This window comes from Hyphomicrobiales bacterium, assembly GCA_039973685.1.
GTDB lineage: Bacteria > Pseudomonadota > Alphaproteobacteria > Rhizobiales > JACESI01 > JACESI01.
Genome location: JBDWKL010000048.1, coordinates 27,158 through 42,223, shown reverse-complemented (window position 1 = coordinate 42,223; position 15,066 = coordinate 27,158). Strand labels below are relative to the sequence as shown.

15 protein-coding genes are annotated in these 15,066 nt (G+C 48.2%); 3 read left to right on the top strand and 12 right to left on the bottom strand.

All coding sequences use genetic code 11. The features are described from left to right. Positions 1-56: 56 nt before the first annotated feature. From ABJO30_13625 to mscL, 4 genes are all read right to left on the bottom strand, one after another. Positions 57-575, bottom strand: coding sequence for a response regulator (locus tag ABJO30_13625; GenBank protein ID MEP3233860.1), 519 nt, complete (start codon positions 573-575; stop codon positions 57-59). Positions 576-694: 119 nt separating this feature from the next. Next, on the bottom strand, positions 695-1,324 hold the full coding sequence (locus tag ABJO30_13620; GenBank protein ID MEP3233859.1) for a response regulator: 630 nt from the start codon (positions 1,322-1,324) through the stop codon (positions 695-697). Between the two features lie 7 nt (positions 1,325-1,331). Next, on the bottom strand, positions 1,332-2,525 hold the full coding sequence (locus ABJO30_13615; GenBank protein MEP3233858.1) for an ATP-binding protein: 1,194 nt from the start codon (positions 2,523-2,525) through the stop codon (positions 1,332-1,334). Between the two features lie 250 nt (positions 2,526-2,775). Further along, on the bottom strand, positions 2,776-3,189 hold the full coding sequence (mscL, locus tag ABJO30_13610; protein ID MEP3233857.1) for a large conductance mechanosensitive channel protein MscL: 414 nt from the start codon (positions 3,187-3,189) through the stop codon (positions 2,776-2,778). Positions 3,190-3,396: 207 nt separating this feature from the next. Between mscL and ABJO30_13605 the strand changes: the two genes are divergently transcribed. Then, positions 3,397-6,969: a PAS domain-containing hybrid sensor histidine kinase/response regulator gene (locus tag ABJO30_13605; GenBank protein ID MEP3233856.1), complete on the top strand. Its 3,573-nt coding sequence runs from the start codon at positions 3,397-3,399 to the stop codon at positions 6,967-6,969. 37 nt (positions 6,970-7,006) lie between these two features. Here ABJO30_13605 and ABJO30_13600 read toward each other — a convergent pair whose 3' ends face one another. The 3 genes from ABJO30_13600 to ABJO30_13590 form a co-directional block, all read right to left on the bottom strand. Continuing rightward, positions 7,007-7,648: a response regulator transcription factor gene (locus tag ABJO30_13600; GenBank protein MEP3233855.1), complete on the bottom strand. Its 642-nt coding sequence runs from the start codon at positions 7,646-7,648 to the stop codon at positions 7,007-7,009. Between the two features lie 113 nt (positions 7,649-7,761). Then, positions 7,762-8,088 (bottom strand): hypothetical protein, encoded by a 327-nt coding sequence (locus tag ABJO30_13595; protein ID MEP3233854.1) that lies wholly within the window; start codon positions 8,086-8,088, stop codon positions 7,762-7,764. A 2-nt stretch (positions 8,089-8,090) separates the two neighbouring features. Then, positions 8,091-8,492 (bottom strand): hypothetical protein, encoded by a 402-nt coding sequence (locus ABJO30_13590; protein ID MEP3233853.1) that lies wholly within the window; start codon positions 8,490-8,492, stop codon positions 8,091-8,093. 160 nt (positions 8,493-8,652) lie between these two features. On the opposite strand from ABJO30_13590, the gene ABJO30_13585 reads away from it, so the two are divergent. Continuing rightward, positions 8,653-8,994, top strand: a complete 342-nt coding sequence (locus ABJO30_13585; protein MEP3233852.1) for a DUF952 domain-containing protein — start codon at positions 8,653-8,655, stop codon at positions 8,992-8,994. A gap of 4 nt (positions 8,995-8,998) precedes the next feature. After that, the gene (locus ABJO30_13580) at positions 8,999-10,084 is read left to right on the top strand and encodes a quinone-dependent dihydroorotate dehydrogenase (GenBank protein ID MEP3233851.1); all 1,086 of its coding nucleotides are present in this window, start codon (positions 8,999-9,001) and stop codon (positions 10,082-10,084) included. On the opposite strand, the gene ABJO30_13575 is transcribed toward ABJO30_13580, so the two are convergent. From ABJO30_13575 to ABJO30_13555, 5 genes are all read right to left on the bottom strand, one after another. Continuing rightward, positions 10,081-11,412 carry an MATE family efflux transporter gene (locus ABJO30_13575; GenBank protein ID MEP3233850.1) on the bottom strand — a complete coding sequence of 444 codons (1,332 nt, stop codon included), beginning with the start codon at positions 11,410-11,412 and terminating at the stop codon, positions 10,081-10,083. The two genes, ABJO30_13580 and ABJO30_13575, sit on opposite strands and share 4 nt — an antisense overlap. Positions 11,413-11,441: 29 nt before the next feature. Then, positions 11,442-12,059 (bottom strand): recombination mediator RecR, encoded by a 618-nt coding sequence (gene recR, locus ABJO30_13570; protein MEP3233849.1) that lies wholly within the window; start codon positions 12,057-12,059, stop codon positions 11,442-11,444. Between the two features lie 73 nt (positions 12,060-12,132). Next, on the bottom strand, positions 12,133-13,248 hold the full coding sequence (proB, locus tag ABJO30_13565; protein ID MEP3233848.1) for a glutamate 5-kinase: 1,116 nt from the start codon (positions 13,246-13,248) through the stop codon (positions 12,133-12,135). Between the two features lie 2 nt (positions 13,249-13,250). Continuing rightward, the gene (obgE, locus tag ABJO30_13560) at positions 13,251-14,294 is read right to left on the bottom strand and encodes a GTPase ObgE (GenBank protein ID MEP3233847.1); all 1,044 of its coding nucleotides are present in this window, start codon (positions 14,292-14,294) and stop codon (positions 13,251-13,253) included. Between the two features lie 53 nt (positions 14,295-14,347). Then, a complete protein-coding gene (locus tag ABJO30_13555) occupies positions 14,348-15,016 on the bottom strand; it encodes a DUF3833 family protein (GenBank protein ID MEP3233846.1) in 669 nt (222 codons plus the stop codon). Positions 15,017-15,066 lie beyond the last annotated feature (50 nt).

The following is a 15,066-nucleotide window of genomic DNA, read 5'->3' as shown; positions in this document are numbered from 1 at the left end:
CTTGCTGAAACACAAAAAACGGTGTGCCCACGCGAAAAATGTCGCAAAGGCGTTGCTTATGCCTCTTGCTCTTCGCCTTGTGCTTGTTGTTTCGCACGAAGGGCTGCTGATGCCGTTGAACGGTTCGAGATGACTTCCCGCGGTTCTGGCCCAAAGTACCCGCCTTCGTTGACAAAGGAACGGGAGTTCATGATGACGGAGCGAATGCGTTGCGATACGGCTTTAGCGGAAAACGGTTTGCCGAGCACTTCATTCACACCAAGCTGGCGGGCTTCTAAAATGCGTTTGCGTTCCGTGTGTGCCGTTACCATGATAACGGGCACATAAGCCATTGGATGTTCGGGCTGGCGGATCATTCGCATAACGTCGGAGCCATCAAGAACAGGCATGATCCAATCAAGAATGACAATGTCGGGCATGACGCGCTCAATGAGTTCAAGCGCTGTTGCACCGTCTTCAGCTTCGTGAATTTGGCGACAACCAAAGCCTTGCAGCATATTTCGGATGATAGCGCGCATGTAGGCACCATCTTCGGCAACAACAAATGATAGCTCTGAAAAATCAACGTCCTGCATCAGGCCGCTCCCTACTCAATACAAATGGTAGGGGGATTTTAGCAAGTTAGCACTAACGAGCGGTTAAGTTGACTAAACTGGTTATTTGGCCAGTTGGGGCTTTTTTGCCTTTTATTTTGTTATGAAGGCAAGTGTTGAGAGGGTGGGCTCAGGACTATGCGGACTAAGTCAGCTGCGTTTTTAGCGCCTAACTTTTCCATGATGCGCGCGCGATGAACTTCTATAGTGCGAGGACTGATGGTGAGATCAAGTCCGGCTTCTTTATTGGAAGCGCCAGCTGCGATTAGTTTTAAGACTTCGCTTTCGCGGGTTGTTAAAAGATCTGCCCCTGGGAAACTAGGGGCACCAGCGCGATCTTTTGCTGCAAACTTTGCGATACCATCGTTGACACGTTCGATGATTTTATCGCTGTCAAAAGGCTTTTCGATGAAGTCATGGGCACCAGCTTTAATGGCTTCGACGGCCATTGGAATGTCGCCTTGACCAGAAATAATGAAAATGGGCGCTTCATATTTGGTGGCTTCTATTGCGCTGAGTATATCTAATCCAGAGGAGCCGGGCATATGAACATCTAATAAAATTGGGTGATCACCATGGACGCGAAGGCCATCTAACAATTGGTCGCCACGATCAAAAAGGATGGGCTGGTAGCCTTCCAGATCAAAGATTGTCCGCAGGGCATCACGCACAGAGATATCGTCATCGACGATGTAGATTTTTTTACGATCAGAATTTGATGCCTCTAACAAAATGATCTTATCCTTTTTGGTTCACCGGTAGGTGGAACGTGAATGTGGCCCCTTGTTCGTTACCCCCATAATCAACATCGAAATGTCCACCATGATTTTCTGCAATCGTGTTGGATATTGCTAATCCCAACCCCATGCCTGTGTCTTTGTTGCTGGCGAATGTGCAAAAAAGTTGCCCTCTCGCTTCCTCAGGGATTCCAGAGCCTGAGTCAGCGACAGAAATGGCAACAAAGTCGTTTTCATATTTGGCATTAATCCAAATGGTTGCCTTTTTATGGTCCGCCACAGCTTCAATTGCGTTTCGGATTAAGTTGACGAAAATTTGCTGAATCTGAATGGCATCAATGCGCAAATCTGGCAGATTTTCCTCGATATTTATGTTGATTTCCAAGCCGCTTCGTTGGTTGCCAACCGTTGTTAATTCAAAGGCATCTTGAATAAGCGTGGCGATGTTTGCGGATGTATCTTGCATCAACGCATATTTTCCAAACCAACGCATGCGTTGAATAATTTTGCCCGCGCGTTCAGTTTCTCGCATTGCTTTGCTCAAAATGTCGGACATGTCTTTGTCGAGCAAGTCAAAGACCTTGTTCTTCTTCTCAATCGCCTGCAAATAAAGGGTGAGGGCGGTTAGAGGTTGGTTTATCTCATGCGCCATTCCAGCATTCACTTCTTCGATGGCATTGTGCCGTGAAAGTTTGAGTACTTGCTGTTGAAGCTCGTCAATACGGTTTTGATTTGTTTGGTGTGCTCTTAGATCTTTGACCACACCGATGAATTGACGACCCGCGGGTGTATCGGCCTCACCAATTGTTAGCTCAATTGGGATCAATGAACCGTCTTTATGCTGTCCGTAAACTTGGTGGGTTGTGCCAATCACATCATCGCCGCCATTTTTGACGTAGTCGATGATTGAACCAATATCTGTTCTCGCATGGCGTGGCGGCATTAACAGGGTTGCATAGCGTCCAACAATTTCGCCGGCTTGATAGCCAAACAAGGCCTCGCATGACTTGTTGTACATTAAAACGCGCGCGCGATCATTGGTCACAATAATACCGTCACTGGCCGTTTTAAGGACAGTATTAAACCGCGCTTCAAAGACGGTTAAGTCATTTGAAGCTCGATAATTATCGGCATCAGTTTTATCGTTCCCCCGAACGCTATATTCAAGCGCACCAGAACGGCTTCGTTCGACCATGAAAATCCCCCGAGATTCGGTCGGTTTAGCTTAATATACCAGAGTTTTCACATAAGCCAATTGGTCAACGGAGCATTGTTAGGTTTTAGTTCTCAGTTGCCCGCGCAACGTTGGTTTGTAAGGGCGAAATGCCAGCCCTTCTAAATTGTCATCTATCGTCAAATTACGGATTGGTTCGTGGTGGGTTTCACCACCCAATAAAAAACCCCAGCTAAGCCGGGGTTTTTCAATTCTTGAAGTTTGCAGTTCGCTATTTTCTCAAAAGGTCGCGAATTTCTGCCAATAGAACTTCGTTTGCTGGCGGTGCAGCTGGTTCTGCTGGTGCTTCTTCTTCTTTTTTCTTAGCAGAGTTGATGCCTTTGATCACCATGAACAACGCGAAAGCGATGATGATGAATTTGATGATCGCATTGATGAAGAGACCAATGTTGATTGTTGCAACACCAGCTTCTTTTGCAGCTTCAACAGTAGCAAATGTACCTTCGCCAAGTGGGATAAACCAGTTGGAAAAGTCGATGCCGCCGAGCAAAAGCCCGATTACTGGCATGAATACATCATCCACCAATGATGAAATGATTGCGCCGAATGCTGCACCAATAACGATACCAACAGCCATGTCGACCATGTTGCCCTTCATGGCAAACTCTTTGAATTCTTTTAACATTTTTGTCCCCTGAGTACTAACAGTTTTACTTTTTGTGGCAATTTTAGCCCGCATTTTTCTGCGGAATTTCTACCTTGCGTTGCAGTGATAGCAAAGCAACACGCGCGTGTGAAGCCCTATTTTAACTTTCGATTAACGCTGTTTTGTGCGCTTGATTGAAAATGTGCTACAAAATTGCGGAATGCCTTTGATTGTGTGATTTGAGTAATGATGAGCGACCTGCTTGCGACATTTGGGAAAATTGATTTAACCAGCGGATTAGCCATCGCGCTGATCTCGCTTGTTTATATGGGCTTTCTGTTTTTGGTCGCGACCTATGGCGACAGGCAGGCAGGCTCTGAGCGTTGGTTGCGCTGGCGCCCGACGATTTATGCTCTGTCTATTGCTGTGTATTGCACCTCTTGGACGTTCTTTGGCTCGGTTGGTGTGGCGGCCCGTTCAGGTTTTGATTTCCTTGCGATTTATATCTGTCCCGTTCTTTTGGTGACTGTTGGTTATCCGCTTCTTCGCCGGATCATTAGGCTATCAAAAGAAGAACGCATCACTTCAATTGCTGACTTTTTGGCCTCAAGATATGGCAAGCGGCAATCGGTTGCTGTGATCGCGACCTTGATTGCTGTGATTGGTACGGTTCCCTACATCGCTTTGCAGTTAAAGGCGCTTTCAACATCTGTCGCGATTATGGTGAGTGATCAAACGCTATCTAATGAGGCTAGCATCCCGTTTTTCAGTGATTTGCCTTTGTTGATTGCGATCTCTATGGCGGCTTTTGCGATTTTGTTTGGGGCACGTCACACGGATGCAACGGAACACCAAAATGGTTTGATGCTCGCAGTCGCGACTGAATCCGTCATCAAGCTTGTCGCTTTTTTGGCGGTTGGTATTTACGTCACTTGGTTCATGTTTGATGGTCCAGGTGACCTTTATCAGCAAGGCGAGGAAAGCGGAGTATTATATCGCTCATTGATACAAGAGCAGGGTGACGGTTTATGGATTAGCTTTGCGATATTGAGTTTTGGTGCGTTCTTTATTCTCCCAAGGCAATTTCATGTAATGGTGGTGGAAAGTAACGGCGGCAATGAGTCTCGTCGCGCAATTTGGTTGTTTCCGCTTTATTTGATTTTGATCAATTTGTTTGTAGCGCCGATTGCTTTGGCTGGCTTGTTGTCATTCGATACGGCGGTCAATGAAGATTCATTTGTGCTTGCTTTGCCTCTTTCACATGGGGCGGATTTCATATCCATTGTGGCATTTCTAGGCGGGCTATCGGCGGCGACCGCGATGGTGATTGTTGCGACAGTTGCCCTTGCGATCATGGTGTCTAATGACATTGTTGTGCCGTGGATTGTTCGCCGTTCATCAAACCGCGTTATTCCTTATCGTGACATGTACGGCTTGATCTTGAATATTCGCCGAGGGGCGATCTTCCTGATTATTCTGCTTGCTTATGTTTATTACCGCGTGGCGGGTGATACGGCGGCTTTGGTGTCTATCGGTATTTTGTCATTCGCGGCTGCTGCACAACTTGCCCCGGCCTTCTTTGGTGGGCTTTTTTGGAAGCGGGCAACATCAAGAGGCGCTATTGCCTCAATGGGTGTTGGCTTTTTGCTTTGGGCTTACACGTTGATTTTACCAACTTTTGTCGATTCAGGTTTGATCGACCCGTCTATTCTTGCGAACGGCCCTTTCGGCATTGAAGCCTTGAAACCGAGAGCTTTGTTTGGCACCGAGTTTTCGCCTCTTATGCATGGGACGCTTTGGTCGCTTGGTGTGAATAGCCTTTTGTTTGTTGTGGTCTCTCTTATGACCACACAATCGCCAATTGAACGGCTTCAATCAGATGTTTTCGTGGCGCGTAGTTATGTGCCTTCACATGTTTATAAGCGCTGGCATACGCCAATTAAGGTGGGTGAGTTGCAGGACACAGTTGGTCATTATCTTGGCCAAGAACGGGTCGCGCGCTCCTTTGATCGTTTCGCGCGTGAAAACTCCTTGGTTCTCAATCCTGACAATATTGCCGATGTGCCGCTATTGCGTTTTGCTGAGCAATTGCTCGCTTCTGCCATTGGTGCATCGTCTGCGCGTCTTGTCATGACATTGTTAATCAGCAGGCAAAGGGCAGACCCGCAAGAAGCGGTGCAATTGTTGGATGAAGCAACCGCGGCCATTCAATATAACCGCGAACTTTTGCAAGTTGCGATTGATGAGGTTGAACAGGGCTTGGCCGTGTTTGATTCTGATTTACGGCTTACCTGTTGGAACAGAAACTTCCGCACCATCTTGGATTTGCCTGTTGAGTTTGGGGAGGTGGGCACGTCGCTTGGCCGAATTTTGCGACATATGGCAGAAGCAGGCGAATTTGGTCTTGGTTCGATTGAGGGGGACATTGCAAGTCGTATTGCTTCTTATAGTGGCAGTACTGAGGTTATCACAGAGCGCCTTGCAATCGCCCGTCGTGCGGTTGAAGTGCGTACTAAGCCGATGCCTGAAGGTGGTTTTGTGCTGTCTATCAACGATATTACCAACCGTATATTGAATGAAGAAGCGCTGACACGATCAAATGAAACGTTGGAAGCACGGGTTAGAACGCGGACAGAAGAATTGATGTATCTCAATAGTGAATTGACTGATGCGAAGGCTGAAGCCGATGACGCTAATATAGGCAAGACGCGTTTTCTGGCCGCTGCTGGACACGACATCTTGCAACCTCTCAATGCTGCACGTTTATACGCCACAACGTTAGCAGATAGAGCGACACGGGACGGCGATCAGGTGACGGAAGAATATGTCCAAAAGATCAATGCGTCGCTGGGTGGCGTGGAAGATATCTTAGGTGCCGTTCTTGATATTGGTCGGCTGGACACGGGTGCCCTAAAACCGCGATTTGCCATCTTCGCTATTCAAGATGTGTTTGATCAATTGGAAGTTGAATTCGCACCCCAAGCAATGGAGAAGGACTTATCGCTTACCATTTCTCACTCTGCAGCCTTTGTGAATTCCGATGAACGGCTGCTTCGCCGATTGTTACAAAACTTAATTTCGAACGCCATCAAATACACAGAAACGGGTAAGGTGTTGGTTGCGGCAAAAGGTTCGAAAAATGACTTTGTGATTGAGGTGACTGATACGGGACAAGGCATAGCCGAAACCCATCGTGGAGATATTTTTAGAGAATTCCACCGCCTTGAAGATGGCGCGAGAGCTGCATCTGGCTTAGGGCTTGGTTTGTCAATTGTGGAGCGTATTTCGAAGGTTTTAAACCATCCGATTGAGTTTGAATCTGAACTTGGACAAGGCTCCAAATTTTCTGTTGGGGTTAAGAGTGTTGCGAAGCCTGCCAATATTGATAAGGCGAGCAAAGAGCTTGTTGCGCCGTCACCTGTCAGCGCTCAGCTAAACGGGCTTGTTATTTTATGTATTGATAATGAACCTGAAATTTTGAAGGGCATGCGTTCGATGTTGTCTGGATGGGATTGCACTGTTTTGACAGCTGACAGCCTCAAAAACGCTCTCGATGTGATTGATGAACATGGCGATGTGCCAGATGGAATTATTGCAGATTATCACCTTGATGTTGGAACCGGCATTGATGTGATTGAAGAATGCCGCAATCGCCATCGCGCCGACTTGCCGAGTATTTTGCTGACTGCGGATCGCTCACGTGCTGTGCAAAATACGGCTGAAGAGCGCGCAATACTGGTCTTGCGCAAACCGTTGAAGCCAGCAGCACTTCGTGCCCTATTGTCGCAATGGCGTTTAACGCGGGTTGCTGCTGAATAGGCTACGGCCTTGACCCTAGGTCCTGCTTCTGGTGATTTTAAGTTGTGGCGATTTTGGATGCAACGATAACAGCTTGCGTGCGGCTGTTTACATCGAGCTTTTGTAAAATCGCTGATACATGGGCTTTTACTGTTGCCTCAGACACGGTCAACTCATAAGCGATTTGCTTGTTGAGCAGGCCTTCTTTCAACATCATCAACACTCGCATTTGTTGCGGTGTCAGGGTTGAAAGACGCGACGCTATTTCGAGCAACTCATCATCTTCAGTTTCATTATCAATAGCTGCTTGATCGGGTACCCAAACACCACCATTAAGCACATTATTCATTGCACTTTTGATTGTGTCTGTATCACTAGATTTTGGAATGAACCCTGATGCGCCGAGCGAAACTGAACGGCGGATCGTATCAAGGTCCTCGCTACCAGAAACCACGATGATTGGAATTGTCGGATATTGGCCGCGCAAAAAAATCAGGCCTGAAAAACCTTGAACGCCTGGCATGTTAAGGTCCAACAATACCAAGTCCACATCGGCAGTTTCTTCAAGTGCTTTAATGGTCGTTGTTAGGTCTTCTGCTGAAACAACTGAGGCTCCAGAGAAGCCAACAGATATGATGCCAGATAGCGCATCCCTGAATAAAGGATGGTCATCTGCAACCACTATGCATGGTGCTGTCATCAAAATTTAGCCCTCCCGCTAAGTGTGCACAATATCGCAGAAACTTTACCTAGCGCAATCATGAAAAAGTGGTAGATGGCACAAATTTGTGCTTTCGCTTAATTAATGAGCGTTCACTTAGGTATTGCGTGCCTTTTTAGGCGATTTGCAAGTGTTGGTAGTTTGAGCACGAACCACAATGCTGACCAAATATTGCCCAAAAAGAATACTGGCAAAATCCAGAAGGCTGCAACAATTTTGTTTTCTTCAAAGGCGGCAATGATGATTGCGATCAAAATAAAGCCTAGATAAAGGTCGACGAAGGCGCTCCAACCCCAAAAATCCTGTGTAATTCTTACAAAGCTCTCATTAATGGGAGCTTCGAAAACTGCAAGGATGATGAGAACGGTTAAACCGATCCCCAAAAGAGCAATTATTATTCTTGTCAGTGAGATCGCCATTGCTAGCTGCGTGCTTTTAATTGGTCGGTGAAGATGAACAGCCGATTGAAGGCTTCTTTTGACAGATTGGTGATGCCTTCAAAATTTTCTTCTGCCAGTAAAAACAATAGTCCACTGCGCGCCTTTAAAACGGCGTTTTGGAAGGTCGTTTTGAAAGCACTATGCCAATCAGACGGCGTGCTTTTTGCCTCTATCAACTCATCAGACAAAGGAACAAAGTTCTCACAGCGATAGCCATCATGCTGCCGCTCACAAACATTCAAATCACCGGTAACGGTGTTGAGCAGCATATAGCCACCGTTTTCTATTTCCCTCACTTCATATTTAGTGTGGGCAGATGCCATTTGGCTAAACAGTAAGCCAAAGACGAGAAACGTGGTTAGATATGTTTTAGGCTTCAGCATTTCGATCCCGTGTCGATAGGGTCAGTAAGTCAGCAAAATACGCTGAAATCCTATCATTCAGTTTTTGTTAACCATAATATACAGCAAGTTGTTTGGATTGACAAAAGCGGTAGGGCATGGCCTTTGCAATGCATCCTCAAATTGAGCAGATATTGGAACGATGACGGTAATTTATAAAATTTGCCCGCAGGCGCTTTGGCAGCAAGCAGAAGTTAAGGGTGTGTTTGATGGCGCACCGATTGACCATAGCGACGGCTATATTCATTTCTCCACGGCTGAGCAGGCACGAGAGACGGCGGCGAAGCATTTTAGTGGGCAAGAGGATTTGCTCTTGATTGCAGTTGAAGGCGACCAGCTTGGCGATGGGTTGAAATGGGAACCATCCCGTGGTGGCGCATTGTTTCCTCATCTTTATGGTGCGCTTGATGTTAGCGTTGTTGAATGGGTCAAACCACTACCGCTCAAAGAAGATGGCAACCATGATTTTCCGGAGATGAACTAGAACCATGAGTTTTCTCGAAAACCTCGCCCGTTTGGGCTTGATGAAATTGAATGCAGAGCGCGCGCATTTGGCGGGCGTGAAAGCGCTGAAACGTGGCGCGGTGAAAGCCACTAAACGCATAGATAGTGTTGTGCTGCGTTCTGATGTTGCGGGCATTACCTTTCCAAACCCACTGGGTATTGCAGCTGGTTTTGATAAAAACGCAGAAGTGCCAGATGCGTTGATGAGGCGCGGTATGGGCTTTTCAGAAGTCGGCACCGTGACGCCTTTGCCGCAAGAGGGGAACCCGAAACCTCGTGTGTTTCGGTTGCCTGACGAAAAGGCTGTTATCAATCGACTTGGTTTTAATAATGAAGGCCATGATGTTGTTAAAAAGCGCCTTGTGCAACGTCGCAAAAAAGGTGGCATTGTAGGCGTCAATATTGGGGCGAATAAAACCTCGGATGATTTTATTGACGACTACATCAAAGGCATTCGAAAATTTGCTGATGTGGCGACTTATTTCACCGCGAATATTTCGTCACCCAACACGCCGGGCCTGCGGGATTTGCAAGGGGCGGAAGCGCTTCGTCAGCTTCTAACCTCGATCAGAGCGGAGCGTGATGAAGTGGCTGTTGAGGTCGGATATAAAGCGCCCATTTTCTTGAAGATCGCGCCCGACGTTTCAGACCGCGAAATCGATGAGATTGCGGGTGAAGTGTTGGATAGCGGTATTGAAGGCTTGATCGTGTCTAACACCACAGTATCACGTGAGAAAATTGCAGGGCATGAATTGGCCGAAGAAGCGGGTGGTCTTTCTGGCGCGCCGGTGTTTGACGCTTCTACTTTGGTGCTTGCAAAAATGCGCCGCGCTGTTGGGCCCAACATGCCGATTATCGGTGTTGGCGGTATCACGGATGGTGCCAGCGCATTGCAGAAAATGAAAGCAGGCGCGAATTTGTTGCAGGTCTATACGGGCCTCATTTACGGCGGTTTCGATTTGATTGATGAGATCAAAGATACGCTTGAAGAAGCTGTGCGTATGGAAAAAGTATCGAGCGTTGCTGACCTTGTTTCAATCGATACTGAGCGCTTGCTAAAAGGCGACTAGTCCGCCCTAAAAGTCGCGTTCTCGCGGCCTTTTAATCTGAGGTAGAGCAGCAAGCCTCTTAAACCGAGGAATATGTTGAGCGCGAGCCAAAGCCCGTGATTGCCTAAGATTGGGAAGAAGACGTAATAGGCAATGATCATTAAAACGACTGACATGATCATCGTGTTGCGCATGTCTCGTGACCATGTGGCGCCAATGAAAATACCGTCCATTTGAAAAGCTGCAACACCGACCAATGGTGTGATTACTGCCCAGATTAAATAGATGGCGGCAATGGCTCTGATTTCGTCATTGGGTGTCATGAAGGCGATAATCAAGCTGCCAAAGATGACAAACACCAAGGATAAAAGGGTTGCCTGCACCACGTTCCAAAAAGCAGTCAGTCTAACTGCTCGTTTAAAGGTGCTTCGATCTTTTGCGCCAATCGCGCGGCCTACAAATTGTTCTGCGGCAACGGCAAAGCCGTCGAGGAAATATCCAGCAATCATAAAGAAGTGCAGCAAGATTTCATTGGCGGCAAGAATGTTGTCTGATTGCTGAGCTGATTGGCGGGTGAAAAAGACGAAGGCTATATGCAGACAGAATGAGCGCACCATGATGTCGCTGTTTAAAATCATCATGGCGGTTAGCTTGCGTAGATGGAATGTCATGGCGAACAGTTGGCCTGCAAATTTTGAAACAGGCTTGATGGCAAAGAAGATTGACACCAAGACGGTGACCGCTTCTGCAACCACGGTGCCCCACGCCGCGCCTTCAACACCCATGCCTTCAATCAGCACGAAATAATAGGTGAGAGCGATGTTGAGCACGTTTAAAAATGTCTGGGTGAGGAAGCTTAAAATTGGGCGATCTGTTCCAACAAACCAAGCAAAGAAGACAAAGTTGAGCAGGGAAAACGGTGTTGCCAAAATGCGGACATTGAAATAATCCCGCACTGCGTCGGCTACAGCATCGCTCGGGCTCATGATGATGAGGCCGTATTTTAAAATGAGCGGCGAGCAAGCAATGATGAGCAGGCCAGCGATGATGCCGATTAAGCAAGAACGAAGCAGCACGCCCACCACTTCTTCACCGTCTTTGCGCCCAATAGCTTGAGCGGTGAGGGCGGATGTTGCAAAGCGTAAGAAGTTAAACGTGGTGAGCAGAATGCCGATAAAAGCGGCGGCAACAGCCACGCCACCAATGAGCGCTGCTTGACCCAATTGGCCAACAATCGCCGTATCTGCAATGCCCACCAGAGGCGTCGTCAAATAGCCAAGTCCCATCGGCACTGCAATGGTGAAAACCGTCTTATGAGTGACGTTTAAAGGGTCTTGCGTTTTTGACATGATCCAACACGCCTAAAGCATTTGCTGCATTAAAGCGAGGTGCGCTGGCGAATGGCGGCAGACAAAGTTCCCTCATCCAGATAATCAAGCTCACCACCCACTGGCACACCATGGGCAAGCCGTGAAACCGAGACATCAAATTCTGCCAGATGATCCATAATGTAATAGGCCGTCGTTTGCCCTTCGACGGTCGCATTAACGGCAAGAATGACTTCTTTGATTGGTGCGTCACTCGTGCTTTCTTGAACCCGTGTAATCAGGCTTGCAATGTTGAGGTCTTCAGGGCCAATACCATCAAGCGGCGAGAGCGTGCCGCCTAAAACATGATAGCGGCCTGTAACCGCTGTCGCGCGTTCGAGTGCCCAAAGGTCGGAGACATCTTCAACAACCACCAGCGTGTTTGGATCGCGCGTTGGGTCGTTGCAAATAGTGCAAGGAGAGGTGGTGTCGACGTTGCCGCATTTTTCGCATTCAACGATTGTGGTGACGGCTTCGTTCAAAGCACCAGCAAGCGGTGTTAGTAATTTGTCTTTGTTTTTTACCAGATGCAAAACAGCACGGCGTGCAGAGCGTGGGCCAAGGCCCGGAAGCTTGGCGAGCAATTGCACGAGGCGTTCAATTTCTGGACCGGTAACGGATTTAGCCATGGTGCTATCTCGAATGTTTAACTCAACGAGATATAGCGCGATTCGCGGCGAGTTTTTAATCTTAGGTTCAGACCTAACTCATCATCACCAAATCATCGCGGTGAACCATCACCGCGCGGCCAGGGTATCCAAGTACATTTTCAATGTCGCCACTTTGACAGCCGAGAATTTGTGCCGCTTCCTGATCATCATAGGCAACAAGACCACGGGCAATTTCTTCGCCTTTTGGGGATGCGATGGAAACCGTATCGCCGCGTTCGAAGGTACCTTCAATGGTTGTGACGCCAGCAGGAAGAAGGCTTTTACCAGCGTTAAGTGCTTTCACAGCTCCCGCATCCAAAATCAATTTTCCATGCGGATCGAGGTGGCCTGCAATGTATTTTTTTCGGGCATCAAGTGGCGTTTCTTGCGCTTCAAACAAGGTGCAAAGTCCGCCGTCTTCTACGGCCTTAAGTGGATGCAGTTCTTGGCCTGACGCAATCACCATTGTTGTGCCGCCTGCGACTGCTATCTTTGCCGCTTCAATTTTAGTGGTCATACCACCGGATGCATAAGCGTTTCCGGCAGAGCCTGCCATTGCTTCAATCTCAGGGGTGATCTGTGCGATTTTGGCAATGTGTTTGGCGTTTGGGTTGTCGGCTGGTGGCGCATCGTAAAGGCCATCAATGTCAGACAACAGCGTTAGGCCATCAGCGCCCGTCATGGTCGCGACGCGAGCGGCCAGACGATCATTGTCGCCATAGCGAATTTCAGCGGTTGCAACCGTGTCGTTCTCGTTGATGATTGGCACGGCCCCAAGTTTCAACAAGGTGCCAATGGTCGCGCGTGCATTGAGATAGCGGCGGCGCTCTTCCGTGTCAGCCAATGTTAGCAAAACCTGACCCGTGGTGATTTTATGTCTGCTGAGTGCTTCTTCCCATGCGGGTGCCAACGCGATTTGCCCGACACTTGCGGCTGCCTGACTTTCATCAAGCTTCAATGGACCATCAGGAAGGCCCAACACATGGCGGCCAAGGGCAATCGCGCCGCTTGATACAACAATGACGTCGAGACCTTGCTGCTTCAACCATGCCATGTCGTCTGCAAGGGAAAAAAGCCAATCACGTCGGAGCGTTCCAGTCGAATGGTCAACCAAAAGGGCTGAGCCGATTTTGACAACGATGCGTTTGAAATTGGTCAGCTTCGCCATGATTAAACCGGGCTCCAGCCTTCACTTTCTGGTTCATTGGCAGCACGTTCTGCATCGCGCTTGCCGGTAATTGCATCCATCAAGGCGCGCAGCACTTCATCAACCCCTTGGCGGGTCGGTGCTGATAGGGGGAGCACTTTTGAATTGCAGGCTTTTTCGAGCTCTTTGGTTTTTGCTTTGATCTCATCATCGCTGAGTGCGTCAACTTTTGTGAGTGCCACCAGTTCTGGTTTTTCTTCTAGGCCATTGGCGTATGCATTAAGTTCACCGCGCACAATGCGGTAGCTTTCTGCAACGTCATCAGCCGTTCCATCAACCAAGTGGAGGTTCGTCGCGCAACGTTCAATGTGGCCCAAGAAGCGGTCACCAATGCCAACGCCCTCGTGAGCGCCTTCAATAAGGCCTGGAATATCAGCCAAAACAAATTCACGCGCATCAATACGCACCACGCCCAAGTTAGGGTGCAAGGTGGTGAAAGGGTAATCAGCAATTTTTGGTTTTGCAGCCGTAACGCTTGCAAGGAAAGTCGATTTACCTGCGTTCGGCAAACCGACGAGGCCAGCATCAGCAATCAGCTTCAAGCGCAACCAGATGGTCATCTCTTCGCCGTCTTCGCCAGGGTTGGCGCGGCGGGGGGCTTGGTTCACGGCAGATTTGAAATAAGCGTTGCCAAAGCCACCATTGCCACCACGGGCAATACGAACCTTTTCGCCAATCTTCGTAAAATCAGCGATCAAAGTTTCATTGTCTTCGAAATAAATCTGCGTGCCCACAGGCACTTTCACGATGCAATCATCACCATTGGCGCCGTGTCTGTTGCGGCCCATGCCGTGGCCGCCAGTTTTGCCTTTGAAGTGTTGTTGGTAGCGATAATCAATGAGCGTGTTGAGGCCATCGACGCATTCGGCAAAAACATGCCCGCCACTGCCACCGTCTCCGCCGTCGGGTCCACCGTGTTGAATGTATTTCTCCCGTCTAAAGGAAATGGAGCCAGCTCCACCCTTGCCTGAGGAAATGTATATTTTTGCTTGATCAAGAAATTTCATGCGGTGTCATGCGTTCAATTAGCGCAAAATTGCAAGTTTTTTGTGGGATTATCCTAAAAGCCTGGTGCTTTTAGTGCTGCTTCGTTGCCTACACGGGCAAAGTTGATGGCTTCACGCCCTACGCGTACCAGTTTGCTCAACTTTGTTGTGCTTGCAAGTATACCGTTCTTTCTGAGCGCCCATTGCTCAGTGAATGTTACTTTCACCGGTTTCTTGCCGGGGCGGGAGAGTTTCTTTTGATATTTGAAACTGGCAACGCGGCCCTTGATTTCGACCTTCACTTTTTTCTGAATTTCTTTGCTGGTTGCTGTGTATTTGCCATCGCCCGTTTTGGTGAATTTCCAGATGCGCTGTTCGTTATCACCTGCGGCATATTGATAGTTCTCAACCAGCGTCAATACTTTGCCGTCCCATGTGCCAGTAGTCGTCATATTAAAGGACCGCGATGCGCCAACGGTTTTTGAAAATATGGTGCCTTTGGCAATGGTTTCTCCAGCAAAAAAACCTTCAAGGGTGAATTTCTTTTGCAAATTTGCAGTTGCTTTGGGTGCAAGACCTTCTTGCGCGGTTGCTGCTTGTGCGACTGCGGGAGCGGAGGCGTTACCTGCGGAAGGGTTCACCTTTGGAACTGGGGTTGTTGCCGCTTGTGCAATTGCTACAGGCAGAAAGACTGCAACTGATAAGAGCGAAAAGAAGCGTCGCACGATGAAAACTCCGGTCATTTAAGGGTCTTTATAAAACTCATAATCAACTTGTTAGCCTAAATATGGCG

Coding starts and splice junctions, on each gene's coding strand:
- ABJO30_13590 (MEP3233853.1), bottom strand. CDS start 8,492: ATGCTGAAGCCTAAAACATATCTAACCACGTTTCTCGTCTTTGGCTTA.
- ABJO30_13615 (MEP3233858.1), bottom strand. CDS start 2,525: ATGGTCGAACGAAGCCGTTCTGGTGCGCTTGAATATAGCGTTCGGGGG.
- mscL (MEP3233857.1), bottom strand. CDS start 3,189: ATGTTAAAAGAATTCAAAGAGTTTGCCATGAAGGGCAACATGGTCGAC.
- ABJO30_13580 (MEP3233851.1), top strand. CDS start 8,999: ATGAGTTTTCTCGAAAACCTCGCCCGTTTGGGCTTGATGAAATTGAAT.
- proB (MEP3233848.1), bottom strand. CDS start 13,248: ATGGCGAAGCTGACCAATTTCAAACGCATCGTTGTCAAAATCGGCTCA.
- ABJO30_13605 (MEP3233856.1), top strand. CDS start 3,397: ATGATGAGCGACCTGCTTGCGACATTTGGGAAAATTGATTTAACCAGC.
- ABJO30_13625 (MEP3233860.1), bottom strand. CDS start 575: ATGCAGGACGTTGATTTTTCAGAGCTATCATTTGTTGTTGCCGAAGAT.
- ABJO30_13600 (MEP3233855.1), bottom strand. CDS start 7,648: ATGACAGCACCATGCATAGTGGTTGCAGATGACCATCCTTTATTCAGG.
- obgE (MEP3233847.1), bottom strand. CDS start 14,294: ATGAAATTTCTTGATCAAGCAAAAATATACATTTCCTCAGGCAAGGGT.
- ABJO30_13575 (MEP3233850.1), bottom strand. CDS start 11,412: ATGTCAAAAACGCAAGACCCTTTAAACGTCACTCATAAGACGGTTTTC.
- ABJO30_13555 (MEP3233846.1), bottom strand. CDS start 15,016: ATGACCGGAGTTTTCATCGTGCGACGCTTCTTTTCGCTCTTATCAGTT.
- ABJO30_13585 (MEP3233852.1), top strand. CDS start 8,653: ATGACGGTAATTTATAAAATTTGCCCGCAGGCGCTTTGGCAGCAAGCA.
- recR (MEP3233849.1), bottom strand. CDS start 12,059: ATGGCTAAATCCGTTACCGGTCCAGAAATTGAACGCCTCGTGCAATTG.
- ABJO30_13595 (MEP3233854.1), bottom strand. CDS start 8,088: ATGGCGATCTCACTGACAAGAATAATAATTGCTCTTTTGGGGATCGGT.